Below are 26004 nucleotides of genomic sequence, written 5' to 3'. Positions count from 1 at the left end.
CCGGCGGCTGCGTAAGCAGGCGCCCGCCAGCCGGTGTCGGCACAATATATTTGTGCTGGTAACCACCGAAGTGAACGTAGTAAAATCTTTGAGAATGTCTATTCTCAAAGGTGAAATGCTCTAAAAGGAGTAGTTCAATTCCGCAAAATAGGCTTTGGGGTGCGCACAGGCCGGGCAGACTTCGGGGGCGTGCTCGCCTTCCACCAGACAGCCGCAGTTAAGGCAGCGCCAGACTGTAGGCTTGTTACGCACGAACATGCGGCCTTCCTTGATATCATTGGCCAGGCTCAGGAAGCGCTTTTCATGGTAGGCTTCGGCCACGGCAATGTGCCGCATGACAGCGGCCACTTCGGCAAAGCCTTCCTTTTCGGCGGTGGCGGCAAAGGAGGGGTACATGGTGGTGTGCTCATAGTTCTCGCCGCCGGCAGCCGCGCGCAGATTGGCTTCGCTGGCGCCGATGACGCCTGCGGGATACCCGGCCTGGATCTCTACCTCGCCGCCTTCAAGAAACTTGAACAGACGCTTGGCATGTTCCTTTTCCTGCAAGGCTGTTTCCTGAAAAATTTCCTGCACCAGCACATAGCCGTCTTTTTTGGCCTGACCGGCAAAAAAATCATAGCGGTTGCGGGCCTGGGATTCGCCGGCAAAGGCCGTAAGAATGTTCTTCTCGGTCTGGCTGCCTTTCAAGGATTTCATCGCTGCCTCTCTTTGCACAAAAAGTGCAGGGTTGAGGATTAATTGCAAGAGTATACACCGCGCCAAAAAGGGGATAGCCGCCGCCATCCCCTCCAAGGTTTGAAATAAGTACGTTAGGAATGCCTGTCAAGGCATCAGCTTTGGGCCGCCGCCAGCTGGGCCTCCAGGGCAGCCAGCTGGGCCTGCAGAACATTCATCTTGCTCTCCACGGCCTGGTCCGCGCCCGCGCCGGCCTGATTGGCCAGACTGGTCAGCTGACTTTTGATGGATTCTATCTGTTTTTTGATGCTTTCCACCGTATCGCTGCTCGAAGAAGACCCGCCGGAGCCGCTTGCGGCGGCACTGCCGGCGCTGCCGGAACTTTCTTCAGACGCAGAGCTGTCCGCATCTTCGCTTTCGCTTTTTGTGGAGGTCGTGGACGTAGTGCCCGAATCGTACTTGTGGATGCTCTCCGAAAAGAGTTTGCGGGCTTCGTCGGAAATATCCACGGTGTCGCCGGAAGCCGTGTCGCCGGCTGTGCTGCTGCTTGAACTGCCCGTGCCGTTAATGCCGAAAATTTCCTCAATACTGGTGACGCCACTGCTGCCGCTGATGCTGCCAATGCTCATAAGGCTCTCCTTGTGCGTTTACCATCGCCGTCTGCCCCGCAGACAACGCCCGTCCGCCCGTATGCCCGCCGGGAAAAATTTTCGCGCCCGCGCGCGCCCTATTCCAGGCTCCGCACAAAAAGCAAAAATTATGCCGCAAGCCATATAGCTCGGCCCAAAGCCGGCAAACCGCCGCCAGTCAACCTTTACAGCCTCAGCCCCCTGTGGCAGCATGGCCCGCATGGCTGCAAAATTTGCCGCTCCCTCCCCGCCAGCGAGCGTCCCTTTTCTGCTGGCCGACGGCACCCTGCTGACCGCCACAGTGCGGACCTCGGCCCGCGCCCGGCGCACGCGCCTCTCGCTCAGCCCCGGTGGCGCGCTGACCCTGACCGTGCCGCAAGGCCTGTCCCTGCAGCTGATTGAGATGAGCCTGCCCCAATTTTTGCCTTGGCTGGAACGCGCCTGGACGAACCACCACGCCCGTACGGCGGAACCGGCCTTGCCCGCGGCCGTCAGCCTGCCGCCTCTGGACACGCACTGCGGCGTGGTCCACGACGGCAACATGGCCGCCGGACGTGCGGCGGCCATGGCCGCAAACGCACGGCCCCTGCTGCTGCAGACCTCGGCAGGACGCGTCCTGCTGGTGGAAACGCCCGGCTTGCTGCGGCTCTATGGTGCCACAGCGGCAGAACCCTGCGCCCTGGCCCTGCAGCACTGGTGCCGTAAACAGGCTGAAGCCTTCCTGCCCACCTGCGTGGCAAACCTGGCCCAACGCGGCGGCTTCGCCCTTGAAAGAACCCGCGTGCGCGACCAGCGCAGCCGCTGGGGCAGCTGCACCAGGCAACCCGCCTCGGACGGCACGCCTGCCGCCCGCATCAGCCTCAACTGGCGCGCCCTGCTCCTGCCCACGCCCCTTTTGGAACACCTCTGCTGGCACGAACTCTGCCACCTGCGCCACATGAACCACTCCCCGGCCTACCGCGCTGAACTGGCGCGCTACTCCCCCCGCTGGCCGGAACAGGAAAAAGCCCTCAACCTGGCCTGGCGCAGCCTGCCCCGCTGGGCTCTGCACAGGGAAGGCTGACGGTTTTTGCGGGAAGGAGGAGAAGGTCGGACGGGGTGGACAGCGGTGCCGCCCAAGGCACGAAGCCGTGTGGCGCCCCCTCTGCCGTAATCAGAAAAAAAACTCACGCCTGCAAGGCTTTTGCGTCAGGGCTGCAGCTCGCGCATGGCGTTGGCCCGGCCCGCCACTACCAGCGTATCGCCCCGGTGCAGCACGGTCACCGCCGGAGGCACAAACATAAAGGAGTACTCCCCCACGGGGCGGATACCCAGCACCATGACGTTGAAGCGCTGCATGAGGTTAAGGTCAATCAGGGTCTTGCCATCCCACTGGTCCACACGCAGTTCCTGAATGGCTATGCCGCCGTATTTGGGGATAAGGTCCAGCATGCCGGGGTAGGTAAGCTGGTGGGCGGCCATGACGGCGGCTTCCATTTCCGGCACCAGGGCGCGGTTCACACGCAGGCGCTGCAAAATCTTTTTGTGCTCTTCATTGGAAGCCTTGACCCATATCTTGGGGCCGCCCAGCTCCTGCACATTGAGGGTGATGCTCAAGGACTGCTCCACGCTCTGCCCCACGCTGATGACCACCCAGTCCAGATCCTGCACATGCAGGGAGCGCAGCACGGCAATATTGGTGGCGTCCGCCTTGTAGACCGAATCCAGCGCCTCTTCGGCACGCTGCACCGGGCCTTCGGCCTGGTCTATGCCCACCACGGTATGCCCCAACGAAACCAGGGTGGTGGCCATGCGCAGCCCAAACTTACCCAGGCCGATGACGCCTATTTCCAATTTTTTTTCCGCCATGTTTTCTCTCCCGCTTTGGTCCTTCCCACTGCGCAAGGCCGGGGCGGCTACCCGATGGGCAGCTCGGTTTCCGCCACCGCATAGGCTTTGCGCGGCTGCAGACTCTGCACAGCCATGAGCAGACTGAGCAGACCCACACGCCCCGCAAACATGTTGACCATAATAATGCCTTTGCCCCACGGGCTGAGCTGGGGCGTGAGGTCCAGTGAAAGCCCCACCGTACCCAAGGCGGACACGGACTCGAACAAAATGCCCAGCAGGGAGGGCCCGCCCGGCTGCGCGCCGCCCAGAATGCCGTGTTCCGTCATGCTCAGCAAAAAGGTGGTCAGGCCGATGAGCAGAGAATAGACGAAGAACAGGGTCAGCGCCCTGGTGACGTTATCCGTAGGCACGCCCCGCCCTTCCAGCACAATCTGCCGGTCGCCGCGAAACTGCGCCGCCACATAGCCCGTGAGCACCCGAAAGGCCACCACCTTGATGCCCCCGGCGCAGGAACCGGGCCCCCCACCCACAAACATGAGGGCCATAAGCACCAGCAAAGAAGCCTCACTCAGCGTTGTGGTGTCCACCAGATTAAAGCCCGCCGTGCGCGCCGCTACGGACTGGAACAGGGCCGTGCTGGCCAGGGTCGCGCCTTCGCCCAGGTCGGCTTCATTGCCCACGCGCAGATGCTCGATGCCGTAGATGAACGCCGCGCCGAAAATCACCAGAAACAAGGTAGTCTTGAGCACCAACCGGCTGAAGCGGCTGAAACGCCGCACCGGCGCGCCCAGCCTGCCGCCCGTACACAAGCCCAGCCCCTCGCGCAGCACGCCGAAGCCGATGCCGCCCAGAAGAACGCTGCCGCAGATGATCAGGATAACCACCCAATCCTGCCGAAAGCTCATAAGATTGTTGGAATTAAGCGAAAAACCGGCGTTGCAGAAGGCCGAAACCGCGTGAAACACCGCGCTGAAGGGATAAAAGGCCACGGGGTCGTGCCAGTAGAGCAGCAGGGCCGCCACGGCTTCAATGCCCAGCACCAGGCCGAGCACCTGAAACAAAAAAGCCCGCAGACTGAAATCACCGCCCAGCAGGGCCTGACTCACGGCCTCTCGGCTGGAAAAAGGCACGGCCTTGCGCCAGAGCAGAAAAATAATGCTCGTATAGGTCATGACGCCCAGCCCCCCCAATTGCACGAGGGCCAGCAGCACAATCTTGCCCAGGGGGCTCAGCACCGCGCCCACGTCCACGGGGGAAAGCCCGGTGACGCATACGGCCGAGGTGGATAAAAAGGCAGCGTCCACCAGCGTCAGATTCTGACCTGAACGGCAGCTGGCCGGCAGGTGCAGCAGCAGCGCGCCAAGCGCGATGACCAGCAAAAAAGAATATACCGGCCAGGTGAAGGGGCTGAACAGACGGTTGCGGCGCATGCCCCCATGTATGCCACGGCGGGCGCGATTGCAAGCCGGGGTCTTTACAAGCGGACGCAACGGGGCTATGTTGTACTTCGAGCTAGGGGAGCCGCAAGCCGCCCGTACCGGGCCCTGCGGCTGAGAGTGGGCCAACCCAGACCCTATGAACCTGACGCAGTTCGCACTGCCGGAGGGAAGCCGCGGCCACAATGCTGTCATCCGCTGCTTGTGGCTTTTTTAGCGCCCTGCGTCGCAACCCGCGAGGCACTCATGTCCCAGCAACTCCTTTCCCAGAACGCCGCCCTGCGCGGGCTGCTCGACCGGCACCTTGCCGGTCTGTCCAGCCAGGAGCAGCTTGCCCCCGAAACCGTCACCAGCGCCCTGGAAGCGGGTGCCATGGTGCTTTTGGGCAATCCCGCCCACGGCGGCCTTGATCCCATTTTGGTGGGGCAGCCCGCCAGCGTCAAGGTCAACGCCAATATCGGCACCTCCCCCCTGTGCAACTGCCCCCACACTGAAGAGCGCAAAATCAAGGCCGCTCTGGAGGCCGGAGCCCACACGGTCATGGATCTTTCCATCGCCGGAGATCTGGACGCCCTGCGCACGGGCATGCTGGCCGCCTGCCCCCGCCCCCTGGGCACCGTGCCCCTGTATGCCGTGGGCCAGCGCATCCTGGATGCGGACAAAGACATCGCCAGCATGGACCCGGACCAGCTGTTTGACGAAATTGCCAAACAGGCGCGTCAGGGTGTGGACTTCATGACCGTGCACTGCGGTCTTTCCCGACGCGGAGCGGAAATGGCCGTCAAGGACAAGCGTGCCCTTGGCATTGTTTCCCGCGGCGGCTCCATGCTGGCCCGCTGGATGCTGGAAAACGACCGCGAAAACCCCTTGCTGGAAGACTTTGACCGCCTGCTGGAAATCTGCCGCCCCTACAACGTCACCCTCTCTCTGGGTGACGGTCTGCGCCCCGGTGCGGGCGTGGACGCGGGCGACGCGGCCCAGTGGGAGGAAGTGATCAACCTGGGGCAGCTGGCCCGCTACGCTCTGGAGCGCGGCGTGCAGTGCATGATCGAAGGCCCCGGCCATGTACCGCTCAATCAGGTGCGCACCCAGATTCAGGGCATCAAACGCCTTACCCACAACGCCCCGCTCTATGTGCTGGGGCCCTTGTGCTGCGACAGCGCCCCCGGCTACGACCACATTGCCGGCGCCATCGGCGGCGCTCTGGCCGTGGAGGCGGGCGTGGACTTCCTCTGCTACCTCACCCCGGCGGAACACCTGACCCTGCCCGACGAGGCCGACGTGCGCGCCGGGGTCATGGCCTCCCGCGTGGCCGCGCAGGTGGGCGAAGTGGCCCTGGGCCGTCCGCAGGCCGTGGCCCGCGAGGCCGCCATGAACCAGGCCCGTCGCGCCCTGGACTGGGACGGCATGGCCAAGGCCGCCCTGGACCCCAGCACGCTGGCCAAACGCCGGGAAGCCCACAAAGATGAAGAAGTCTGCGCCATGTGCGGCAAATTCTGCGCCGTGAAAATGCTGCAAGGCAAATAAAGGCACTCCGGCAGGACCGCCCTGACGCGCGGCCTGCCATGACGACAGGGGCCCGCATTAGCGCATTTAACACTTGAAATGCTCGCTTACGGCAGGCAAAAGCCTGCCTTCTCGCATTTCGTGGCAAGGCTTTTCAAGAAAATCCTTGCAGAGCCGTTAGCGCATTTCATTCGCTAACGGCCCTAGCCCCACGGCAAAAGCCCCCGTTCCCGCCTTACGCGGGGCCGGGGGCTTTCTGCAGCAAAACCGCGCCGTTGACGCCGTGGGCGCAAAAAAGGCTGTTTTTGTTCAAGTGGGGCGACCAAGGGGCATTTCCACCCTTCCACCGCGCTTGCCCGTGCTTCAGACCGGCTGCGGCGAAAGCCTGCACCCCAGGGCTCTCCAGCCGGAACGCGCCGACACGCAGCTCTACAGCTTGGTCACGCCCTGATTGTCGGCCCGGTTGTCCGGGGTGGGCGCGGGTGTGTCTGGCGCAGGCGCATCCTGATCAGGCGCTCCCTGCCCAGGCGTCCGGGGCGCGGCCGGGGCCTGCTGCGGCCCGGCTTCCGGTTGCGGCGCCGTCTGCGCGGCATATTCCCTGGCCGTACCTTCCAGCATGGCCTGCCCCACCACCAACCAGCGGTCGCCCTTTTTACGCAAGGCCAACCAACTGGTCATGCCCGCAGGAGTGGTCACCTTGGCCACAGCGGCGTCCTGCCCAAGCTCCGTGACCTGCGCCTTGCGCAGACTTTCCGGTACCCAGGGGCAGTCCGGGGTCGCCGCCGCACGGCACTGGGCCGCCAGTTCGCCCGTACTCACGCCACGGGTGTACTGTTTGTTGAGGCGGGCTTCCATATCAAGAACGCTGCCCAGCAGGGAATCCATGCCGCCCAGGCCCAGCATGCGGCCCATGGAATCCAGGGTGCTCAGGGCCTGATCGTTGCGGGTCATATTTTTGACCTGATTGGCGGCAAAGGTCTTCAAATCCATCTGGGCAAGAAAGGCAGTACTGTCGTTTTTGTTCAGGGCGTCGGCCTGGGCGTCCAGGACCTTCTGCGGGCCGGAGGTGGTGCAGCCCACAACGACACCCGCCAGCAACAAGGGCATGAGGGAATGGAGCAGAGCTTTCTTCATAGGGGGGTTCTCCTGCGCGCAGAAAACCGCTGGGGTGCGCGCCATAACAGTATAGCCCACGGCCCGCCCAGTACCTGGGGACATCCGGCCAGGGCGGACGAAAAGGAATGCGCCACGTCGATGACGCGGGCTGCAGTAGGCTGCAAAGCCTGCGGCCCCGGCTCAGGAACGCGGGTCGACCAGAGCGTATGCGCGCTGTTCGCGCCGCCGCACCAGACAGAAAACCAGCAGCGCGCCCACCAGTTTGCTCAGGCTCATGATGACGACGGACCAAGGCGTGGCCAGACCGATAAGCCCCAGAAACACGATGCTGTCCAGAGGCGCGCTGACCAGGCTGGAAATGAGGATGCGCTGCGAAAAAGGCCGGTTGGTAAAGGTGTACAGGGCCCAGTCGCCCAGTTCGCCCACGGCAAAGGCTGCGGCGCTGGCCACGGCCAGTTGCGGAGTGGCCATATACCAGCTCACCACGCACCCCACCAGCATGGCCCAAAGCACCTTGTGCCCCACGCGACGCTGGGCGTAATCGCGCACCACAAAGATGAAGCCCACCACCAGAGACATGGGCGGCCACATTTCGCCGTTGGGCAGCGCGATAAGCGGTGTGACGGCAAAGCCCCAGTTCACGCCCACAATAAGGGCCATATAGGTAAACAGCGTAAACATAAAGGCAGAGTAAGCGCCGCCCGCTTCGGCGTCAAGACCGCCGCTTGACCCCGGCGCGCGGATGTGGGACAGAAAGGCTGTTTTGACACTGTTTCCACAAGGCCCGCAAAGCGGGCGCAAGGCCGGCCCCGCCGGCCGGGAGAAGGCATGACGGACCAGCACCACCGTTGCGGCCGGGTCGCCCTCATGGGGCCGCCCAATGCGGGCAAATCCACCCTGCTCAACGCCCTTCTGGGGCAAAAGGTGACCATTGTCACCCCCAAACCGCAGACCACGCGCAACCAGATTGTGGGCATCCTCACGGACCCGGGTTCGCAAATCATTTTTATGGATACGCCGGGCCTCACCCAGATGCGTGGCCGCCTGAGCAAGACCATGCTCCAGGCCGTCTGGCAGAGCCTGAGCCAGGCGGACGTGATCATGCCCGTGCTGGACGCGCACCTCTATATCCGCCATCCGGAATTTCTGGAGCGCGACCTGGCCCCCGTGGCCCAGGCGCTTGCCAGCGACACGCGCCCCATGATCGTGGTGGTCAACAAGGTGGACCTGTTTGCGGACAAAAGCCGCATGCTGCCCCTGCTCACCCAGCTGCACGAAATGTGGCCCGGATCGGAAATCTTTCCTGCTTCAGCGCTGTTGCGCGACGGCCTGCCTGAACTGGCCGCCCTGGTGCGCTCCCGCCTGCCCGAAGCCCCGGCGGAATTTCCCGAAGACCAGATTTCCACGGCGCCTCTGCGCTTCATGGCGGCGGAGATCATCCGCGAAAAACTCTTCCTGCACCTGCGGCAGGAGGTGCCCTACACCGTGGCCGTGGATGTGGAGAACTGGGAAGAAGACCAGGAACGCGGGCAGACGCTTATTCAGGCCACCATCTATGTGGCCCGCCCCATGCACAAGGCCATGGTCATCGGCCGGGCCGGCGCGGGCATCAAAGAAATCGGCACCGAAGCCCGCAAGGACATTGTGGAACTGCTGGGCGGCAAGGTGCACCTGGACCTGTGGGTCAAGGTGCGCGAGCACTGGACTGAAGACGTGGCCTTTTTGCGCGACATGGGCCTCATGGCGGAATAAAGGCATGGACGACGCACTGCTGCGACGCTACCAAAACCTGCAGGAACGGCTGCAGGCCGCCTGCGACCGGGCCGGACGCCCCCGCGCCGAGGTGACTCTGGTGGCCGTATCCAAGCTGCATCCGGCAGCGGACATCGCTGCTCTGGCCCACGTTGGTCAGGTGGACTTTGGCGAGAATTACGTCCAGGAGGCTCTGCAGAAGCAGGCCGATCTGGCGGCGAACCCGGCCTGCGGGCACGTCCGCTGGCACATGATCGGCCATGTGCAGCACCGCAAGGCGGCGCAGGTGGCCGGAGCCTTTCACCTGCTGCACAGCCTAGATTCCCGCCGTCTGGCCGAAGCGCTGGAACGGCGGCTGGCGGAGCAGAACCGGCGTCAGCCCGTGCTCATTGAAGTTAATTTGGCCGCCGAGGCGCAAAAATCTGGCCTGGGGGCTGAGGATTTGCCCGCTCTGGCCGATTATGTCTGTGAAAGCTGCCCGCATCTGGACCTGCAGGGGCTCATGTGCCTGCCCCCGGTGTTTGACGCGGGCGACGCGGCCCGGCCCTATTTTGCCCGCCTGCGCGGCCTGCGCGACGCCCTGCGTACACGCTTGGGCCTGCCCCTGCCCGAACTTTCCATGGGCATGAGCGGCGACTTTGCCGGGGCCGTGGCCGAGGGGGCAACGTTAGTACGCATCGGCACGGATATTTTCGGGCCGCGTCCCGCCAAAGCCTGACAGGGCAAATGACCGGCGGGGCCAGCCCGGGGCAGACGGAAACGTTCTGGAGTACGCTATGGCGGCCAAGGAAAAGGAAGCGCCGGCCCTGCCCGAGGGGCAGGCCGAAAATCCCAAGAAGCGTTCGCGCCTCAAGCGCATTATCATTATTGCGGCCATTCTGCTCATGACCCTGAGCGGGGCCGGCCTGGGCGCATACTGGTGGCTCTACCTGCGCACGCCCGCAGCGGGCGAGGCCGCGCCGGAAGACCCGGCCGCCACGGCCCCGGCCAGCGCCCAGAACAAGGCGCAGCCCAACGCGTCGGCCGGCCACGGCGCAACGCCCGCAGGCCAAGCGGGCCAGGCTGGTCAAGGCAACGGCCAGGGCGGCCCTGAAGGCGCGCGCATAGAACGGCAGAGCGACCTGCCCCGCAGCGCCGGGCTGGTGCTGCCCCTGCCGGCCATTACCGTCAATCTGGCCGACCCCGCCGGACGGCGCTACCTCAAGCTGGGCATGGAAGTGGAGGTCAACGCCGACGTCTCCAAAGAGCTGCAGGGCAACAGCGCACGGGTGCGCGACGCCGTGATCATGCTTCTGGCGGGCAAGACGTACGCGGACGTGGCCTCGCCGGAGGGCAAGGTGCTGCTCAAGGCCGAGGTGGCGGCGCGGCTGAACCAGATTTTGGGCGCGCAGCGGGTTATCCGCGTATACTTTACCGATTTTGTTGTGGAATAACGCCGGAGCACAACTCCGGCCGCAGCGTTTGTCCGGCTTTTCAACCCGGATGGACGGCGTGAGGTAGACACATGGCGCAGGACGATCAGGAAGCTCTGGCCGCCCAATGGGCGGCGGAACTGGAAAAGGAAGCGCAGGGCGGCGATGCGGCCCCGGCGGCCGCACAGCCTGCAGCCGCACAGCCTGTCGGCGGACCAGGCGCGGCCGGGCAAACTGCGGCTGCACCGACGGGCGACGCCAAGCAGGACGAAGAGGCCCTGGCCGCCCAGTGGGCTGAAGCCCTGGCCAAGGATGAAGAGGGCAAGGAATCCGCCCCCAAGGACAACGCCGGTCTGGCCGGGCACGCCACGGACGCCCATTTTCAGGACATGACGGAAATGGCCCGCCAACCCGGCGACAATAAGCTCAAACGCGAGCTGGACTTTATTCTGGACATTCCCCTGGACGTTTCAGCGGAACTGGGGCGCACCCGCCTGCTCATCAATGAGCTGCTGCAGCTGGGGCAGGGCTCGGTGGTGGAGCTCAACAAACTGGCGGGCGAACCGCTGGAAGTCTACGTCAACGGCAAGCTGGTAGCGCGCGGCGAGGCCGTGGTCATTAACGAGAAATTCGGCGTGCGCCTGACGGACATCATCAGCCCCATTGAGAGGGTCAAACAGCTTGGCTAGCCCTGCGCCCCTGCTTCTGGCCGCTGTGGGCCTTGCCGACGCCGGGGGCCAGGCCGCCGCGGGTTCGGGCGCGGCTGCAGGGCAGGCCGCTGGCCCAGCGGCGGGGCAGGCCGCAGGTCAGGCCGCAATGCTGGGGCAAAGCGCCTTTACCTGGGGCGGCTACGCCCAGGCCATAGGCATACTCTTTTTGCTGCTGGGCGTGCTCTGGCTGGCCGTCTGGCTGGCCCGGCGCTTTGGCAAGTTCAATTTTCTGCCGCGTCCGGGCGCGCTGCCGCGCGGCGCGCTGGTCATGGAGGCCCAACTGCCTTTGGGACCGCGCAAAGGGCTTATGGTGGTACGCTTCTTGAATAAAAGGTTGCTGCTGGGCGTTACCGACCAGCGGATTACCCTTTTGAGCGAGGAAGAGGCGCACCATGAGCCACCGGAAAACCCTTTTCAACAGGTTATGGATAAAGCCCGTCGCGACGTTGACGGCGGCTAGTCTGCCCCTGCTGTTCCTGCCCGCCCTGGCCTTGGCCGCGCAGGATATTTCTTTGCCCGCACTGCAGCTGACCCTTTCGGGCGGGGCCCAATCTCCTGAAAAAGTCTCGGTCCTGCTGGAAATTCTCTTCCTGCTCACCGTGCTTTCCGTGGCCCCGGCCATCATGCTCACGGTCACGAGCTTCACCCGCATCATCATTGTCTTCAGCTTTCTGCGTCAGGCCATGGGCGTGCAGCAGCTGCCGCCCACCCAGATTCTGGCCAGCCTTGCCATTTTTATGACAGTGGTCATCATGTTCCCCGTGGGCAAGGAAATCAACGACCAGGCCCTGCAGCCCTACCTCAACGAACAAATCGACTACAAGGTGGCCCTGGACCGCGCCCAGGCTCCCTTACGCACCTTCATGTTCAAGCATACCCGCGAGAAAGACCTTTCAGTCTTCTACGCCATCAGCAACATGGAAGCGCCGCGCAATAAGGAAGAAGTCCCCACCATGCTGCTGGCCGCCGCCTACGTCATCAGCGAACTGAAAACCGCCTTCACCATCGGCTTTCTCATCTACATTCCCTTTCTGGTGCTGGACATGGTCATCTCCAGCGTGCTGCTGGCCATGGGCATGATGATGCTGCCGCCCATGATGGTTTCCATGCCCTTCAAGCTGCTGCTCTTTGTCATGGTGGACGGCTGGAATCTGCTGGTGGGCTCCCTGGTCAACAGCTTTCTGTTATAATCCGCAACGCGCGCCGCCCGGCGCGGGGAGATCTCGCCCATGACCCCCGATTTCGTCATCGGCTTCGGCCGCCAAGCCATTGAACTCTGCCTTATGATGGCCCTGCCCATGCTGGCCGTGGGCCTGGGCGTGGGCGTGGTGGTCAGCGTCATTCAGGCCGCTACCCAGATTCAGGAAATGACCCTGACCTTCATCCCCAAAATCGTCTGCATGTTTCTGGCCCTGCTCCTGGCCCTGCCCTGGCTCATGGAACGCATGATTACATTCACCAGGGATGTTATCATTAATATTCCCATATATATACGCTAAAAATATACCGTCTTTGCCGCCCGTCCCTCACCAGGGCTGCGGGCACTCCTTGCGGCGCGGCGCGGCCTGGCTTACTATGTCCGCAGGCGTTTCTTCCGGACTTTTCAGGAAAGAAAATGCCCCACGGAGATACCCATGCAACGCCAGGTCCGCTGCCCGCACTGCGGCAAAGCCTATGCCGCCTACCGCAACCCCACGCCCACCACGGATGTGATCATCTACACGCCGGAGCGCGGCGTAGTCGTCATCCGCCGGGCCAATCCGCCCCTGGGCTACGCCCTGCCAGGCGGCTTTATCGAAGAGGGCGAATCCGCCGAAGCCGCCGCCCTGCGCGAAGCGCAGGAAGAAACCGGCCTTGTGGTGGAGCTTACCGGCCTGCTGGGCGTCTATTCCCGGCCCGATCGCGACCCCCGACAGCACACCCTCAGCGTGGTCTTTACGGGCCGCCCCCTCCACCCCGAAGCCCTCCGCGCCGGCGACGACGCGGCCCAGGCCGCCTTCTATCCTCTTGAGGCCCTGCCCACGCCCCTGGCCTTTGACCATGCGGATATCCTGACGGACTTTTGCCTGGTGCTCGCCGGAAAACGCACCCTGGCCGGGCTGCAGCCCCCTGTGCCTCTGAACGCCGCGCCCGGCGGGGAGGTCTGATGGCCGGCTGGCGCAATCTGCGGGAATGCCTCACGGATCTGGAGGCCCACGGTCAGCTGGTGCGCGTGGACGCGCCCGTGGACCCCTATCTGGAACTGGCCGCCATTCAGCGCCGGGCCTTCCGGGCCAAGGCCCCGGCCCTGCTCTTTACCCGCGTGAACGGCACGTCCTTTCCCGTACTCACCAATCTGTTCGGCACGCGGGAACGCCTCTACCACATTTTTCGCCACAGCCTGCCTGCGGCGCGCGCCGTGCTGCGGGCCGCCGCCGACCCCGCCGCCGTGGCCCGCCGTCCATGGAAATTCCTTACGGCCCTGCCGGGGCTGCCGCGCCTTTTGCCGCACGTGCAGCGGGCCGGCGCACAGCGGGCCAAAGCCGCGCCCGTGCTGGAATGCCGCTGCACACTGCGCGACCTGCCACAAATCACGGCCTGGCCCGGCGATGGCGGCCCCTTCATCACCCTGCCCCTGGTCTACAGCGAAGACCCGGACCGCCCCGGCCCCGACGCCGCCAACCTGGGCATGTACCGCGTGCAGATGGCGGGCAATGCCTATGCGCCGGACGAAGTGGGCCTGCACTACCAGATCCACCGGGGCTTGGGCGTGCACCATGCCCACGCCCTGGCGCAAGGCCGCGCCCTGCCCGTGCACGTCTATGTGGGCGGTCCCCCCGGCCTCACCGTGGCGGCGGTCATGCCCCTGCCGGAAGGGCTTTCGGAGCTGCGCTTTGCCGGCCTGCTGGACGGACGACGCTGCGCCCTTGCGCGCATGCCGGACCTGCCCCTGCCCGTGCTTGCCCAGGCGGATTTCTGCCTCAGCGGGCACATCCTGCCCGACCTCAAACCTGAAGGGCCCTTCGGCGACCATGTGGGCTACTACAGCCTGACCCACGACTTTCCCGTACTGCGGGTAGAGGCCGTATACCACCGCAAGGACGCGGTCTGGCCCTGCACGGCCGTGGGCCGCCCGCCGCAGGAGGATACGGTCTTCGGCGATTTTATCCACGAGCTCACCGGACCGCTGGTGCCGCGCGTGTTCCACGGGGTACGCGAGGTGCACGCCGTGGACGCCGCCGGGGTGCATCCCCTTTTGCTGGCCCTGGGCAGTGAGCGCTATACGCCGTATGAAGCAATCCGTCGCCCACGCGAACTGCTCACCGCCGCTCTGCACTTACTGGGGACCACCCAGACCGCCCTGGCCAAGTACGTGCTCCTGGCCGCGCACGAAGACGCCCCCGGCCTTTCGGCCCACGACGTGCCGGCTTTTTTGCGTCATGTGCTGGAGCGCACAGACTTTGCCCGCGACCTGCACTACATCACCCGCAGCACAGGCGACACCTTGGACTACACGGGCGTGGACCTGCACGAGGGCTCCAAACTCATCTGGGCGGCGGCCGGTCCGGCCCGGCGGCGGCTGGGCACGGAGCTGAGCGGCCCGGCGGCGGACCTGCCCGCCCTGCCCGCGGGCTTCGGCCCCGTGCGTATGGCCGGGCCCGGCATGCTGGCGCTGGGCGGCCCGCGCCATACGCTGGAACGCAACTGCCCGGACCCGTGCATGGAGGCCCTGACGCGCGCGCTGGAGGCCTGGCCCGGGCGCGAGGCCTTTCCGCTGCTGGTGGTGGCGGACGACGCGGACTTCTGCGCCGCCCACCTGGACAATTTTTTGTGGGTGACCTTCACCCGCTCAGACCCGGCCACAGACGTGTATGGCGTCAAAGCCGCCATACAGGCCAAGCACTGGTCCTGTGAAGCACCCCTCCTGGTGGACGCCCGCCAAAAGCCCTTCCACGCCCCCCCCCTGGAAGAGGATCCGGCCGTTGTCCGCAGGGTGGAAGCCCTGGCCGCCCCCGGCGGCCCCTTGCACAACCTTCTTTAATATGGGGGAATCTGCGCCATGAAAATCGCTCTTTTACAGTGCAACAGCGTCACCGGCGACGTGGCCGGCAACACGGAACGCATCCTTGAAGCCGCCCGCCAGGCGGCCACCGCCGGGGCCGAGCTCTGCGTCACGCCGGAACTGGCCCTCTGCGGCGTGGCTCCGGGGCACTACCTCTGCGCCGAAGATTTTGCGGGCGGTTGTCGGCGGGCTCTGGACCGCCTGGCCGCAGCCCTGGCCCAGGGGCCGGCCCTGCTGGTGGGCGCGCCCGTGCCCAGCGTGTACGCCTCCGGTCTCTTGTCCAACGCGGCCGTGCTGGTGCACAAGGGCGGCTGGCAGGTGGTTTCGCGCAAGGTCTACCAAAACCAGGGGCAAAACCAGGGGCAGGCCCCCGGCGCGGCGCAATACCAGGACGAGGACGCCCGCTATTTCGACCGGGGCATTTCCTGCGGCATCGTGACCCTGGGCGGCTGGCGGCTGGGCGTGGTGCTTTGCGAAGACGCCCTCAGCGAAGAAAACGCCTTCTGGAAAACCCGCTACGCCAGTGGGCACAATCCGCTGATGGAGCTGGTGCAGCGGGGTGTGGACGCCATCGTTCACATGGCGGCCTCAACCTTCTGCGTGGGCGCGCAGGAAGCGGGCGAACACATGCTCTCCCATGTGGCGGCCCGGCACCATGTACACTTGTTTTCCGTCAACCTGGTGGGCGGCAACGACAGCCGGGTTTACAACGGCCAAAGCCTGGGGTTTGACCCCACAGGCCAACTGTTGGCGCGGGGCAAAGCCTTTGCCGAAGACGTGCTGGTGGTGGACACCGCGTCCAACCAGAACGGCGGCAAAACGCCCGAACCCCTCTGCGCCTGCGAGGAAGAAGCCTGCTGGCGCGCTCTGGTGCTGGGCACCGGCGACTTTGTACGCAAGTGCGGGCTGGAAAAGGCCATTGTGGCCATTTCCGGCGGCATGGATTCGGCCCTGGTCTGCAGTGTGGCCGTAGAGGCCCTGGGCGCAAAAAATGTCACGGGTGTGCTCTTGCCCTCCCCCCACAGCAGCGAGGGCAGCGTCAAGGATGCCGCCGCACTGGCGGCCAACCTGGGCATACGCACCGTAACCATGCCCATCGGCCCCCTCATGGAGGCCTTTGCCGTGGCCCTCAAGCCTGGTCTGGACCTGTTCCCCCAGCTGCCCGGCGACGTTACCTTTGAAAATGTCCAGGCCCGCATCCGGGGCACGCTCATCACTTCGCTGGCCAACCGCGCCCAGGCCCTGGTGCTCAATACAGGCAACAAAAGCGAGGGGGCTATGGGCTACTGCACCCTCTATGGCGATTCCGTGGGCGCGCTGGCCGTCATCGGCGACCTGACCAAAACCCAGGTCTATGCCGTAGGCCGCTGGTACAACGCCCACCGGGGCCAGGAAATCATCCCCGAAGACATCTTTACCAAAGCCCCCTCAGCGGAACTGCGCCCCGGCCAGAAAGATTCGGACAGCCTCCTGCCCTATGAGGAGCTGGACCCTATTCTGGAAGACCTGCTGCTGCCTTCTGCGCCGGGCACGGCAAGGCTTGCGCCCCAACGCCTGGAAGTGCGGCGCAAGCTCTTTGCCGCCGAGTTCAAGCGGCGGCAGGAACCCCTGGCCCTGCACCTGAGCCGCGTGCCCTTCGGCGCGGCCTGGCAGACGCCCGTGGCCGGCCGTTACCGCCTGCCCGAAGCCTGATGCCTTACTACTGTAACCACCTTGCCGCGCGGGCGCGCAGGATTCCCCTTGAAGCCCGCCCCGCGCTGGGGTAAGAGCTAAGTGTTTTGTAACGACAGTTGCCTTGGAGGACAGCATGGCGGAAGCACCGGAAAAAAATCTGGCCCTGGACATTGTACGCATCACCGAGGCGGCGGCCCTGGCATCGGCCCGCTGGCTCGGCAGGGGAGACAAAGAAGCCGGCGACGGCGCCGCCGTGGATGCCATGCGGGTGAGCTTTGCCACCCTCAACATTGACGGCCTGGTGATCATCGGCGAGGGCGAAAAAGACCACGCCCCCATGCTTTTTAACGGCGAAAAGGTGGGCAAAGGCACTGGCCCCTGCCTGGACGTGGCCGTGGACCCCGTGGAAGGCACCAATCTGCTGGCCTACGGACGGCCCAACGCCATTTCCGTAGTGGGCGTGGCCCCGCACGGCAGCATGTTCAACCCCGGCCCCAGCTATTACATGCAGAAGCTGGTGGTGCCCCGCGAAGCCCGCGACGTGGTGGACCTGGACGCCCCGGTGAAAGAAAATCTCAACCGCGTGGCCAAAGCCCTGGACAAGAGCGTACAGGATCTGGTGGTTTTTGTGCTGGACAAACCCCGGCACAAAAAGCTCATTAACGACATCCGCGCCGCCGGAGCGCGCATTCAGCTGCAAACCGACGGTGATGTGGCCGGGGCGCTTATGGCCGTGGACCCGCGCTCTGAAGTGGACATCATGATGGGCACGGGCGGTACGCCCGAAGGCGTGCTTTCTGCCTGCGCCATCAAGGGCATGGGCGGCCAGTTGCTGGCCCGGCTCGACCCTCAGTCCTATGTGGAAAAAGAGGCCATTACCGAGGCCGGCATTGACGTGCGTGAAGTACTCACCGTGCACGACCTGATCCGCAGCGACGACTGTTTCTTTGCCGCCACGGGCATTTCCGGCGGCGATTTTCTGCGCGGCGTGCGCTACAGCCCCCGCCACGCCGTGACCCATTCGCTGGTTCTGCGCGGCAAAACCGGTACCCTGCGGTATGTGGAATCCTACCACAACCTGGACCGGCTCACCAAATTCAGCGCGGTGCGGTACTGAATGAATAATAACGCTCTGTTCCGCCCCGGATTGGGGATCGCGGTAGGGGTCTGGCTGGCGCTCTGCGGCCTGCCTCTGCCGCCCTGCAGCGCCGTGCCGGAGGCTCAGGCCGCCGCACCGGCCAAAAAAAGCGCACCGCAGAAGGCCGCCCTTTCCGTCTATGAAAAACAGCCGCCGGTAACGGAAAAAGAACTGCTGCGTTTTCTGGACGTGCTGCCTCAGTTCCGCGCCTGGGCGCGGGCCGGCAATGAAGAGGCCCACCCTATCCTGCGCAACAACAAGGCGGATTTTCTTTACTCCCCCCAGGCAGCCGCCTGGGTGCAACAGCGCAATTGGGATCCCGTGCGCTTTTTCTGCGTCATGGGGCGCATGGCCGCGGCTCTGGCCATTGTGGAGGAAGGCAACGAAATGGGCGCACGCTCTCGTGATATGCCCGACGTGACCGATGACGAACTGGCCCTGGCACGCAAACATCTGGGCAGTATTCTCAAGGCCGGCAGCAGCGTGCCGCCCATCAGCCGCTAGAGCAGATTCCCTTTGAGAGTAGGCCTTTTCAAAGTCTGCGGCACGCTCGTTCCGGCGCTTAACCGCGTAGCGGCACAGCGGTGCTGTCTTTGCTCGCACTTCCTTTCGTCGTAACGGGCTGAGCTCCCGCGTCGCAACGGCTGCAGCTGCGCCTGCACCTCCGCAGCGGGCAGCTGCATACGCAGCCGCCAGGGCATTGCAACGTTGCAATGCCCTGGCAAAAAAGCCCTATGCCGTCAGGCCCAGATCCCGCAGCAGGTTATCCACCGCCATATGCCCCATGGCGGCGGTTGCTCCGGCAGTGGAAGCCGCGCAGTGCGAACCCATGACAAGATTGTCCAGCCCGTACCATGCAGGGTCGGCCGGGGGTTCCTGGGCAAAAACGTCCAGGCCCGCGCCATAGATGCGGTTTTCCCGCAGGGCGTCCAGCAGAGCCGCTTCGTCCACCAGTCCGCCGCGCGCGGTGTTCACCAGGATGGCCGTGGGTTTCATGCTCGCCAGGCGCGCGGCATTGATGCAGTTGCGCGTGGCGTCGGTAAGGGCTGTGTGCAGGGTGATGCAGTCCGCCTCACGGCAAATGCGGTCCAAGTCCGCGCGCTCCACGCCGTTTTCGGCGGCCCAGGCCGCATCCCAGACAATGTCGTGGGCCAGAATCTTCATGGCAAAACCACGGGCGCGGCGCACCACGCAGCGGCCCACGGCCCCCAGACCGACAATGCCCAGGGTCTTGCCGTAGAGGTCCAGGCTGGTGATCTTGCTCCAGTCCTTCCGGCGGCAACGGCGGTCAATGAGGGCCGCACGCCGGGCCGCCATGAGCATGAGGGTCAGGGCGTAGTCGGCCACGGCTTCGCTGTTGGCCCCCACCGTGCGCGAAACGGCGATGCCGCGCGTTTTGCAGTATTCCAAATCAATATTATCCAGGCCCACGCCGTACTTGGCCACGGCGCGCAACTGGGGTGCGACGGTCAGCACCGAAGCGTCCAGCGGGTCCACGCCCAAAATGACGCCCTGGCAGTCGGCCAGTCTGACGCGCATCTGTTCGGCAGAAAGAATGCCGCCCGTGTCGTTGCGCAGCACGGTCAGCCCGGCATCACGCAGGCGGTCAAAAAGTTCGGGATTGGTTTTGCCGAAGGACCGGGGGGTCACAAGAACGTTCACAGGGTATACTCCTTCTGGAATGGTCGCGCCGGGACAGGCGTCGGCCGCGCGCTGCAGCAACCGCCTGTTGTGTTGCGCCAAAAATAGCGGATACGCCAACGCGCCGCCAGCCTTTTATGAAAGGCCGCCCACGCCGGTTCAGGCTTATCCTGCGGCGCTGCTTTGTCAACAGCCGGGCCCTTGCGGCTCTGGCCCGGCCCGTGTACAAAGAAAGAAAAACAGGATTTTTCTTATGAACGAAAAAACCGCCATTACCGCCACCTCCATGCCCCTGTTGGACAGTCTGGTGGAACGGCTCTGCCACCCGGATTCCCTGGACGCCGTATGGCACCGCCCGGCGCAAGGCGCAGCCATGCCTTCCCTCAAGGATCTGGCGGAAATTCTGGAGCGTCTGCGCGCCGCCATCTTCCCCGGCTATTTCGGCCCGGCCAACGTACAGCGCGAATCCATGCGCTACCACCTGGCCGCCAACCTGGACAGCATCTACCGCCAATTAAGTGAACAGGTGGTGCGCGGATTTTGCTTTGGCTGCGCCGGGCAAACCACCCCTTGCACCTCCTGCGAAACCGACGGCCGGGACGCGGCTCTGACTTTTATGGACCGCCTGCCGGAGATTCGCCGCCTGCTGGCAGGCGACGCCAAGGCCGCCTACGAAGGCGACCCCGCCGCCACCAGCCCCGGCGAAACCATCTTCTGCTACCCTTCGCTGCGGGCCATGTTCCATCACCGCATCGCCCATGAGCTGTACAAACTCCAAGTACCGCTCATCCCGCGCATGATTTCGGAAATGGCCCACGCCAGCACGGGCATAGACATCAACCCCGGAGCAGCCGTTGGCGAGGAATTTTTTATCGACCACGGCACCGGCGTGGTTATCGGCGAAACCGCCGTCATCGGGCATAACTGCCGCCTGTACCAGGGCGTGACCCTGGGGGCCTTGTCCTTCCCCAAAAATGCCGACGGCACATTGACCAAGGGCATTCCCCGCCATCCCATTTTGCAGGACAACGTCACTGTTTACGCCGGGGCCACCATTCTGGGCCGGGTGACCATAGGCGCTGGCGCAGTCATCGGCGGCAACGTCTGGGTGACCCAGGACGTGCCTGCAGGCGGACGGGTAACCCAGGACCCCCCCCGTGACTGAAGGCCGTGCCCAATGGCAAAGCGGCGGGTGTAAGGCCCGGCCCTCCGGCTGGCGGAACCGCACAGGGGCCCGCCCCAACGGCAGGATCGGCGCGGGCCTGTGCGGCGGTGGTCTGGTTCTGCTGCTGGCGGCGACCCTGGCGCTCGCGGGCTGCGGCCAGAACGCGCGGGTGCAGGCCAAAGGCCAGAGCGTGACCAGCATTGGCGTGGGCAGCCGTTAAGGCAATTCCGTGCGGCAAAGGCGTAATCAGACGCCCTTGAAATACACACTCAGAATCAAAATATCCCGCAACGGCAAACCCACAGAAACCATTTGCGAAGCAAAAATCCAACGCCCGACATGGTTCAATCCGTGTCGGGCGTTGGATTTTTGTGAACAGAAAAATCAGTTAAACCAGCCGGGGGCAAATTCCTCGCGCGGGTCGTCCTTGTCCTTGGGGGGAGTTTTTGTCAACGGCGCCGTGTTGATGGAAAGCTGCGGCAAGAGCTTGCCGGTGAGCGCGCACATGCGGTAAGCGCCCACCAGAATATTGCCGTGGGCGGTTTCGGCCTGGGTTGCGGAGTTGTAAAGTTCGCTTTCGGCGTCCAGCACGTCCAGGATGCTGCGCCGGCCGATCTGAAACTGCTCTGCATAGGCCGTGCGCGTGTACTGGTTGTATTCTATCGCCTTGGAATAATGTTTGAACTGTTCCTGCGCAGCCTGGTAGTTGGTCCAGGTGCTTTCCATGTCCAGCTTAAGTTCGTCCATAAAGTTGTACATGGTCTGGCGGGTCTGGCGCACGCGGGCCACGGCGGCGCTGCGTTCAGCCATGTCCGCCCCGCTGTTGAAGATGTTCCAGCGCACCACGCCCATTACGTCAAAACTGTAGACCCAGCGGTCGGAAGCGCCGCCCCGGTCCGTGTAGTTGGGGCCGGCCTCCAGGTTGAGCGTGGGGTACATGGCCGCATCGGCCAGCTCACGCTCACCGCGCGCTGCGCGAATATCCTGCAGGTAGGCGGCCAGTTTGGGGTTGTTCTGCTCGGCCTGGGCAATGGCGTCCTTGGGGCCGGAATAGAGCTCCGGCGGCAAGGACACAGGCTGCAGCCTGCCCATGGCCGGCAGCCCCGTAAGCCGTGTATAGGTTTCCTCTGCCACCAGCAGGGCGGCCTTAGCCTCGGAAAGGTTGGAGAGGGCCCGTTGCAGACGGGACTGGGCCTGGGTCACGTCGGCCGCGGTATCCGCCCCCAGACTGGCGCGGTCCTGGGCCTGACCCACCAAGGTCTTGTGCCGGGCCACATTGCGCTCGGAGAGCGCCAGGATGTTGCGGCGGCGCAAAAGGTCGATGTGGGCGATGATGCCGTCCAGCGAAAGGGACGTGGCTGTGTCGAAAACACGGTGTTTGACCGATTCCAGCGTAGCACGGGCAGAACGCACGCGCGAACGGGTGGCAAAACCGTCCCAGATGGGCTGCACCAGCTGCGCGCTTACGTCCACCAGGCCCCACATTTGCGAATCAAGATCTTCGCTGCGGGTGGTGGAGTCGCTCAGCACGCTGCTGCCGGCACGGCCGGTCACGTCAACCCGGGGGCCGAAGCCCGCCTTGGCGCGATCCAGCTCATGCTCCAGCACCTACCGGTTTTCCTGCATGCCGCGCAGGTTTCGGTGCGTACGCAACACGCCATAGACGGTATCTGTAACACTAAAAGGTTGTCCCGCAGGGGGCGGCGGCGGATATGCGGACTCGGCGCCACGGGCACCAGCAGGGAATAAAAACATCAAGCCAAGAAAAAAAACAAACAGGTGTTTCACGGTTCAGACTCCTGACAGGGGAAGCGTACCGCACAGCGCCTTCCCGCCTTGGGCCGCGTGCCGGCATGAGGCCCACATTCCGCCAATATTCATCAGGGAACGACACGCATATCTTTTAGATGATAATCATTCTTCGCATAAAAGGCAATTTCTTTTATGGAGAATTGTCTGTCAGACACAAAAAAGAAGAACTAACAAACTGTCAGGACTAATTTTTCTAGAAAAAGCCTCTCCGTACAGGCTCTGCACGCAGTAATATCTTATATATTATATTATATATTTACAGTACAGGCACAAACGCCTGCGGACAGCGAAGGCCGCCGCAAACGGCGCTATGCCCCCTGCGCTGGCCCCCGGCCCTGCAGCAGCTCCAACATGTCCGCCGCCAGATTGCCGCTGCACAGGCCGGTCATTTCTCGCAGGCGCAGTTGGTTGCCGTGTTCCACAAAGGCATCCGGCAAGCCCACGCGCTTGATGCGCTGCCCGCGCAGCAGCCGGGCGTCGTTCCAGAACTCCAGCACGGCAGAACTGAACCCTCCGGCCAGCACGCCCTCTTCCACCAGCAAAATACGGTCGAATTCCTGAGCGATCCTGGTCAGCTGCTCTTCCGGCAGGGGCTTGAGCCACACGGGGTCAAAGACCAGCGGCCGCACCCCGCAAGCCTGCTCCACCCTGGCGGCAGCCTCCAAAGCGGGGTGCGCGCGGCTGCCCGCCGCAATGACGGCCAGGCCCTCCCCCTCCTGCAGCACCTCGCCCCGGCCGGGGGTGAGCAGACGTGGTTCGCCCGCCAGTGCAACCCCATAGCCCGCGCCGCGCGGGTAACGCAGCGCGCAGGGACCGCCCAGGTCCAGGGCGGTGCGCAGGGCGTGACGTAGCATATCCTCATCGCGCGGGGCCAACAGGCGCATATTGGGAATATGCCGCAGGTAGGCTATGTCAAAAGCCCCGTGGTGGGTAGCGCCGTCCTCGCCTACCAGCCCGGCGCGGTCCAGACAGAAGGTGACGGGCAGATCCTGGATGCAGACGTCGTGCACCACCTGGTCGTAGCCGCGCTGCAAAAAAGTAGAGTAGACGGCCAGCACAGGCTTGAAGCCCTGACTGGCCAGGCCGGCGGCGAAGGTGACGGCGTGCTGCTCACAGATGCCCACGTCCACGAAACGATCGGGGAAGCGCTCCCGAAAGCTGTCCGTGCCCGTGCCTTCGGGCATGGCCGCCGTAATGGCGATGATTTTGTCGTCGCGTTCGGCCAGATCCACCAGGGTTTTGCCGAACACGGTGGTAAACGAAGGCACCGTGCCCTTGCTGGGCAAGGGTTTGCCCGTCTCCGGCGTAAACAGGCCCACGCCGTGGTAGAGGGTGGGGTTCTGCTCCGCCGGGGCATAGCCCTTGCCTTTTTGGGTGCGCACGTGCAGCAGCACCGGGCCGTCCTCAATGGCGGCGGCCATTTGCAGGTGACGGCGCAGAGCTGTGATGTCGTGCCCGTCCACCGGGCCGATGTAGGTGAAGCGCAAGGCCTCAAACAGCATGCCCGGCGTGAAGAAAGACTTGAAGCTCCACTCCCCGCGCTGTGCGTACACGGCCAGTTTCTGCCCGATGCGCGGGATGGAGCGCAAAAATTTGAGCACTTCACGGCGGGTCTGGCGCACCCAGCGGCGCGAGAGCGTGCGGCTCAAAAACAGCGAAAGCGCCCCCACATTGGGCGAAATGGACATTTCATTGTCGTTGAGCACCACAATGAGCCGCCGCCCCATGTGCCCGGCCAGATTAAGCCCCTCCAGCGCCTCGCCCGCCGTGAGCGAACCGTCGCCGATGACCGCCAGCACATGATGCCTGAGCCCGGCCAGATCCCGCGCCAAAGCCATGCCCAGGGCTGCGGAAATGGATGTGGAAGAATGCCCCACGCCAAAGTGGTCATACGGACTTTCCGAAGGCCGGGGAAAACCGGAAATGCCCCCCAAGGTGCGCAGAGTGTGGAATTGTCTGGCCCGACCCGTCAACAGCTTGTGGGCGTAGGCCTGATGCCCCACGTCCCAGACCAGCTTATCCTCGTCCAGATTAAAGGTGGCCAGAAGGGCCAAGGTCAGCTCCACCACGCCCAGAGAAGGCGCAAGGTGCCCACCTGTGTGCGAAACCACGTCAATGATGCGTTCCCGCACCTCCCCAGCCAGGCGGGTCAGCTCCGTATCGTCCAGGCCATACACCTGCGCCGGGGAAGCGATGTCGTCCAGATGCAGCTCGTCAGCCATATCAGGCCGCCCTCTGCATCATATAGTGGACAAGTGCACGCAAAAAGTCCGCTTCCGCCCCGTCCAGTCCCTGCAGAGCCGCCTGGGCCTTCTCCACCTGCCGCCAGCCCAGCTCCCGGCTCTTTTCCAGCCCCACCAGGCGCGGATAGGTCATCTTGCCGTGGGCCGCATCGCTGCCCACGGGTTTGCCCAAGGTAGCCGTATCCGAAGTTTCGTCCAGGATGTCGTCCGCAATCTGGAAGGCCACGCCAAAGGCAGCGCCGTAAGCCGCCACGGCTTCCCGCACCGCATCCGACGCACCGGCCAGCAGCGCGCCGCACACGCAGGCCCCGCGCAACAAAGCCCCGGTCTTGAGGGCGTGCACCTGACGCAGCTGCTCCAGCCCGATCTGCGGCCCGCCTGTATAGACCATATCCCACTCCTGACCACCCACCATACCGGACGACCCGGCCGACAAGGCCATCTCGCGCACAGCCGCCAGCACTCTTTCCGCGGGCAAGGGCGCGCGGCCCATGAGCAGAAAGGCGTCGGTGAGCAAGCCGTCCCCGGCCAGAATGGCCGTGGCCACATCAAAAGCCTTGTGGTTGGAAGGCCGCCCCCGACGCAGATCGTCGTCATCCATGCCCGGCAGATCGTCGTGGATGAGCGAGTAGGTGTGGATCATCTCAATGGCGACGGCAAAGGGCAACACACGTTCCGCCGCAAGCCCGCAAAGGGCTGCCGTGCTCAGGCAGAGCACGGGCCTGAGCCGCTTGCCCTCGGCCAGCAGACTGTAGCGCATGGCCTCCTTAAGCCGGGGCTGCACCTCCCTGTCATCCAGACAGGTCGCCAGAAAGTTTTCCACCAGACGCGCACGCGCACGCAGCACATCCTTCATGCTCTCCACAGTCAGCATCATTCGCTCTCCCCGGCGTCAGCCGCTCCCGCAGCGCCGCCGCCTTCCGTGCCGCCGGCGGCCCCAAAAGGCACGGCCTGACCGTCCTGCCACAGCTCCAGCTCGTGCCGGGCCTTTTCCAGCCGCTCCCGGCAAAACCGGGAACAGGCCATGCCCTCACGGTACAGAGCCATGCCTTGCTCCAAGGGCAGATCGTCCGACTCCAAAGCCGTGACTATCTCCTGCAGTCGGGCCATCTTTTTTTCAAAACTCTGTTCCTGATCGTCGCTCATGAACCACCGCCGGAAGGTTTTTTCTTTTTTCCGCAGGGTACACCTCAGGCGTACCCTGAACGGAGCAGGGGGAATCA

28 protein-coding genes and 1 riboswitch are annotated in these 26004 nt (G+C 64.2%); of the genes, 16 read left to right on the top strand and 12 right to left on the bottom strand.

Annotated features, from left to right (window positions below; all coding sequences use genetic code 11):
- Positions 1 to 120 precede the first annotated feature (120 nt).
- Together rbr and J7I12_RS00915 are read right to left on the bottom strand one after the other, a co-directional pair.
- Positions 121 to 696 (bottom strand): rubrerythrin, encoded by a 576-nt coding sequence (gene rbr, locus J7I12_RS00920; RefSeq protein ID WP_118229217.1) that lies wholly within the window; start codon positions 694 to 696, stop codon positions 121 to 123.
- Positions 697 to 830: 134 nt separating this feature from the next.
- Positions 831 to 1304, bottom strand: coding sequence for a FlxA-like family protein (locus J7I12_RS00915; RefSeq protein WP_118229218.1), 474 nt, complete (start codon positions 1302 to 1304; stop codon positions 831 to 833).
- 220 nt (positions 1305 to 1524) lie between these two features.
- Between J7I12_RS00915 and J7I12_RS00910 the strand changes: the two genes are divergently transcribed.
- Positions 1525 to 2367, top strand: coding sequence for a M48 family metallopeptidase (locus tag J7I12_RS00910; protein ID WP_302549073.1), 843 nt, complete (start codon positions 1525 to 1527; stop codon positions 2365 to 2367).
- 125 nt (positions 2368 to 2492) lie between these two features.
- On the opposite strand, the gene J7I12_RS00905 is transcribed toward J7I12_RS00910, so the two are convergent.
- Complete coding sequence (locus tag J7I12_RS00905) at positions 2493 to 3152, bottom strand: potassium channel family protein (RefSeq protein WP_118229219.1); 660 nt, start codon at positions 3150 to 3152, stop codon at positions 2493 to 2495.
- Positions 3153 to 3199: 47 nt separating this feature from the next.
- Positions 3200 to 4564 carry a TrkH family potassium uptake protein gene (locus J7I12_RS00900; RefSeq protein WP_118229272.1) on the bottom strand — a complete coding sequence of 455 codons (1365 nt, stop codon included), beginning with the start codon at positions 4562 to 4564 and terminating at the stop codon, positions 3200 to 3202.
- A gap of 74 nt (positions 4565 to 4638) precedes the next feature.
- Positions 4639 to 4759: riboswitch (TPP riboswitch) on the top strand.
- A gap of 57 nt (positions 4760 to 4816) precedes the next feature.
- On the opposite strand from J7I12_RS00900, the gene thiC reads away from it, so the two are divergent.
- On the top strand, positions 4817 to 6097 hold the full coding sequence (gene thiC, locus J7I12_RS00895) for a phosphomethylpyrimidine synthase ThiC (RefSeq protein ID WP_118229220.1): 1281 nt from the start codon (positions 4817 to 4819) through the stop codon (positions 6095 to 6097).
- 408 nt (positions 6098 to 6505) lie between these two features.
- On the opposite strand, the gene J7I12_RS00890 is transcribed toward thiC, so the two are convergent.
- Positions 6506 to 7210, bottom strand: a complete 705-nt coding sequence (locus J7I12_RS00890) for a hypothetical protein (protein WP_118229221.1) — start codon at positions 7208 to 7210, stop codon at positions 6506 to 6508.
- A gap of 162 nt (positions 7211 to 7372) precedes the next feature.
- A complete protein-coding gene (locus J7I12_RS00885; RefSeq protein WP_118229222.1) occupies positions 7373 to 7873 on the bottom strand; it encodes a VUT family protein in 501 nt (166 codons plus the stop codon).
- A 147-nt stretch (positions 7874 to 8020) separates the two neighbouring features.
- On the opposite strand from J7I12_RS00885, the gene era reads away from it, so the two are divergent.
- The 12 genes from era (at position 8021) to J7I12_RS00825 (ending at position 18424) form a co-directional block, all read left to right on the top strand.
- Positions 8021 to 8944: a GTPase Era gene (gene era, locus J7I12_RS00880; protein WP_118229223.1), complete on the top strand. Its 924-nt coding sequence runs from the start codon at positions 8021 to 8023 to the stop codon at positions 8942 to 8944.
- A gap of 4 nt (positions 8945 to 8948) precedes the next feature.
- Positions 8949 to 9662 carry a YggS family pyridoxal phosphate-dependent enzyme gene (locus J7I12_RS00875; protein WP_118229224.1) on the top strand — a complete coding sequence of 238 codons (714 nt, stop codon included), beginning with the start codon at positions 8949 to 8951 and terminating at the stop codon, positions 9660 to 9662.
- Between the two features lie 58 nt (positions 9663 to 9720).
- The gene (locus J7I12_RS00870) at positions 9721 to 10377 is read left to right on the top strand and encodes a flagellar basal body-associated FliL family protein (protein ID WP_118229225.1); all 657 of its coding nucleotides are present in this window, start codon (positions 9721 to 9723) and stop codon (positions 10375 to 10377) included.
- Between the two features lie 71 nt (positions 10378 to 10448).
- On the top strand, positions 10449 to 11045 hold the full coding sequence (gene fliN / locus J7I12_RS00865) for a flagellar motor switch protein FliN (protein ID WP_302148906.1): 597 nt from the start codon (positions 10449 to 10451) through the stop codon (positions 11043 to 11045).
- Positions 11038 to 11526: a flagellar biosynthetic protein FliO gene (gene fliO, locus J7I12_RS00860; RefSeq protein ID WP_242621215.1), complete on the top strand. Its 489-nt coding sequence runs from the start codon at positions 11038 to 11040 to the stop codon at positions 11524 to 11526. The genes fliN and fliO overlap by 8 nt, the downstream gene beginning before the upstream one ends.
- A complete protein-coding gene (gene fliP / locus J7I12_RS00855) occupies positions 11459 to 12256 on the top strand; it encodes a flagellar type III secretion system pore protein FliP (RefSeq protein ID WP_242621214.1) in 798 nt (265 codons plus the stop codon). Before fliO ends, fliP begins: the two co-directional genes overlap by 68 nt.
- A 39-nt stretch (positions 12257 to 12295) precedes the next feature.
- The gene (fliQ, locus tag J7I12_RS00850) at positions 12296 to 12565 is read left to right on the top strand and encodes a flagellar biosynthesis protein FliQ (protein WP_118229227.1); all 270 of its coding nucleotides are present in this window, start codon (positions 12296 to 12298) and stop codon (positions 12563 to 12565) included.
- 135 nt (positions 12566 to 12700) lie between these two features.
- Complete coding sequence (locus J7I12_RS00845) at positions 12701 to 13213, top strand: NUDIX domain-containing protein (protein ID WP_302413194.1); 513 nt, start codon at positions 12701 to 12703, stop codon at positions 13211 to 13213.
- Complete coding sequence (locus J7I12_RS00840) at positions 13213 to 15087, top strand: UbiD family decarboxylase (protein WP_302148908.1); 1875 nt, start codon at positions 13213 to 13215, stop codon at positions 15085 to 15087. The genes J7I12_RS00845 and J7I12_RS00840 overlap by 1 nt, the downstream gene beginning before the upstream one ends.
- Before the next feature lie 18 nt (positions 15088 to 15105).
- Positions 15106 to 16800 (top strand): NAD(+) synthase, encoded by a 1695-nt coding sequence (gene nadE / locus J7I12_RS00835; protein WP_118229230.1) that lies wholly within the window; start codon positions 15106 to 15108, stop codon positions 16798 to 16800.
- Between the two features lie 115 nt (positions 16801 to 16915).
- A complete protein-coding gene (gene glpX / locus J7I12_RS00830) occupies positions 16916 to 17899 on the top strand; it encodes a class II fructose-bisphosphatase (RefSeq protein ID WP_118229231.1) in 984 nt (327 codons plus the stop codon).
- Complete coding sequence (locus tag J7I12_RS00825; RefSeq protein ID WP_118229232.1) at positions 17900 to 18424, top strand: serine/threonine protein phosphatase; 525 nt, start codon at positions 17900 to 17902, stop codon at positions 18422 to 18424. It begins immediately after the preceding gene.
- A gap of 228 nt (positions 18425 to 18652) precedes the next feature.
- Here J7I12_RS00825 and J7I12_RS00820 read toward each other — a convergent pair whose 3' ends face one another.
- Positions 18653 to 19582 carry a phosphoglycerate dehydrogenase gene (locus J7I12_RS00820; protein ID WP_118229233.1) on the bottom strand — a complete coding sequence of 310 codons (930 nt, stop codon included), beginning with the start codon at positions 19580 to 19582 and terminating at the stop codon, positions 18653 to 18655.
- A gap of 232 nt (positions 19583 to 19814) precedes the next feature.
- Here J7I12_RS00820 and epsC point away from each other — a divergent pair, with 232 nt between their 5' ends.
- Both epsC and J7I12_RS00810 read left to right on the top strand, forming a co-directional pair.
- The gene (gene epsC / locus J7I12_RS00815) at positions 19815 to 20726 is read left to right on the top strand and encodes a serine O-acetyltransferase EpsC (protein ID WP_302148818.1); all 912 of its coding nucleotides are present in this window, start codon (positions 19815 to 19817) and stop codon (positions 20724 to 20726) included.
- Positions 20719 to 20946: a hypothetical protein gene (locus J7I12_RS00810; protein WP_118229235.1), complete on the top strand. Its 228-nt coding sequence runs from the start codon at positions 20719 to 20721 to the stop codon at positions 20944 to 20946. Before epsC ends, J7I12_RS00810 begins: the two co-directional genes overlap by 8 nt.
- Positions 20947 to 21110: 164 nt before the next feature.
- Here the strand turns inward: J7I12_RS00810 and J7I12_RS00805 are convergent, their stop codons facing one another.
- The 5 genes from J7I12_RS00805 to xseB all read right to left on the bottom strand — a co-directional run bounded on the left by J7I12_RS00805 (position 21111) and on the right by xseB (position 25927).
- Positions 21111 to 22334 carry a TolC family protein gene (locus J7I12_RS00805; RefSeq protein WP_498793855.1) on the bottom strand — a complete coding sequence of 408 codons (1224 nt, stop codon included), beginning with the start codon at positions 22332 to 22334 and terminating at the stop codon, positions 21111 to 21113.
- A complete protein-coding gene (locus tag J7I12_RS00800) occupies positions 22335 to 22514 on the bottom strand; it encodes a hypothetical protein (protein ID WP_498793854.1) in 180 nt (59 codons plus the stop codon).
- Between the two features lie 332 nt (positions 22515 to 22846).
- Positions 22847 to 24760 (bottom strand): 1-deoxy-D-xylulose-5-phosphate synthase, encoded by a 1914-nt coding sequence (gene dxs, locus J7I12_RS00795; RefSeq protein WP_302148816.1) that lies wholly within the window; start codon positions 24758 to 24760, stop codon positions 22847 to 22849.
- A 1-nt stretch (position 24761) separates the two neighbouring features.
- On the bottom strand, positions 24762 to 25655 hold the full coding sequence (locus J7I12_RS00790) for a polyprenyl synthetase family protein (RefSeq protein WP_118229276.1): 894 nt from the start codon (positions 25653 to 25655) through the stop codon (positions 24762 to 24764).
- Positions 25655 to 25927: an exodeoxyribonuclease VII small subunit gene (gene xseB / locus J7I12_RS00785; RefSeq protein WP_118229237.1), complete on the bottom strand. Its 273-nt coding sequence runs from the start codon at positions 25925 to 25927 to the stop codon at positions 25655 to 25657. Before xseB ends, J7I12_RS00790 begins: the two co-directional genes overlap by 1 nt.
- Between the last annotated feature and the right edge of the window lie 77 nt (positions 25928 to 26004).

The organism is Desulfovibrio diazotrophicus, assembly GCF_902498985.2.
GTDB classification, from domain to species: domain Bacteria; phylum Desulfobacterota; class Desulfovibrionia; order Desulfovibrionales; family Desulfovibrionaceae; genus Desulfovibrio; species Desulfovibrio legallii.
The sequence above is the reverse complement of the archived record's forward strand: the minus strand, read 5'-3'. Positions and strand labels throughout refer to the sequence as shown.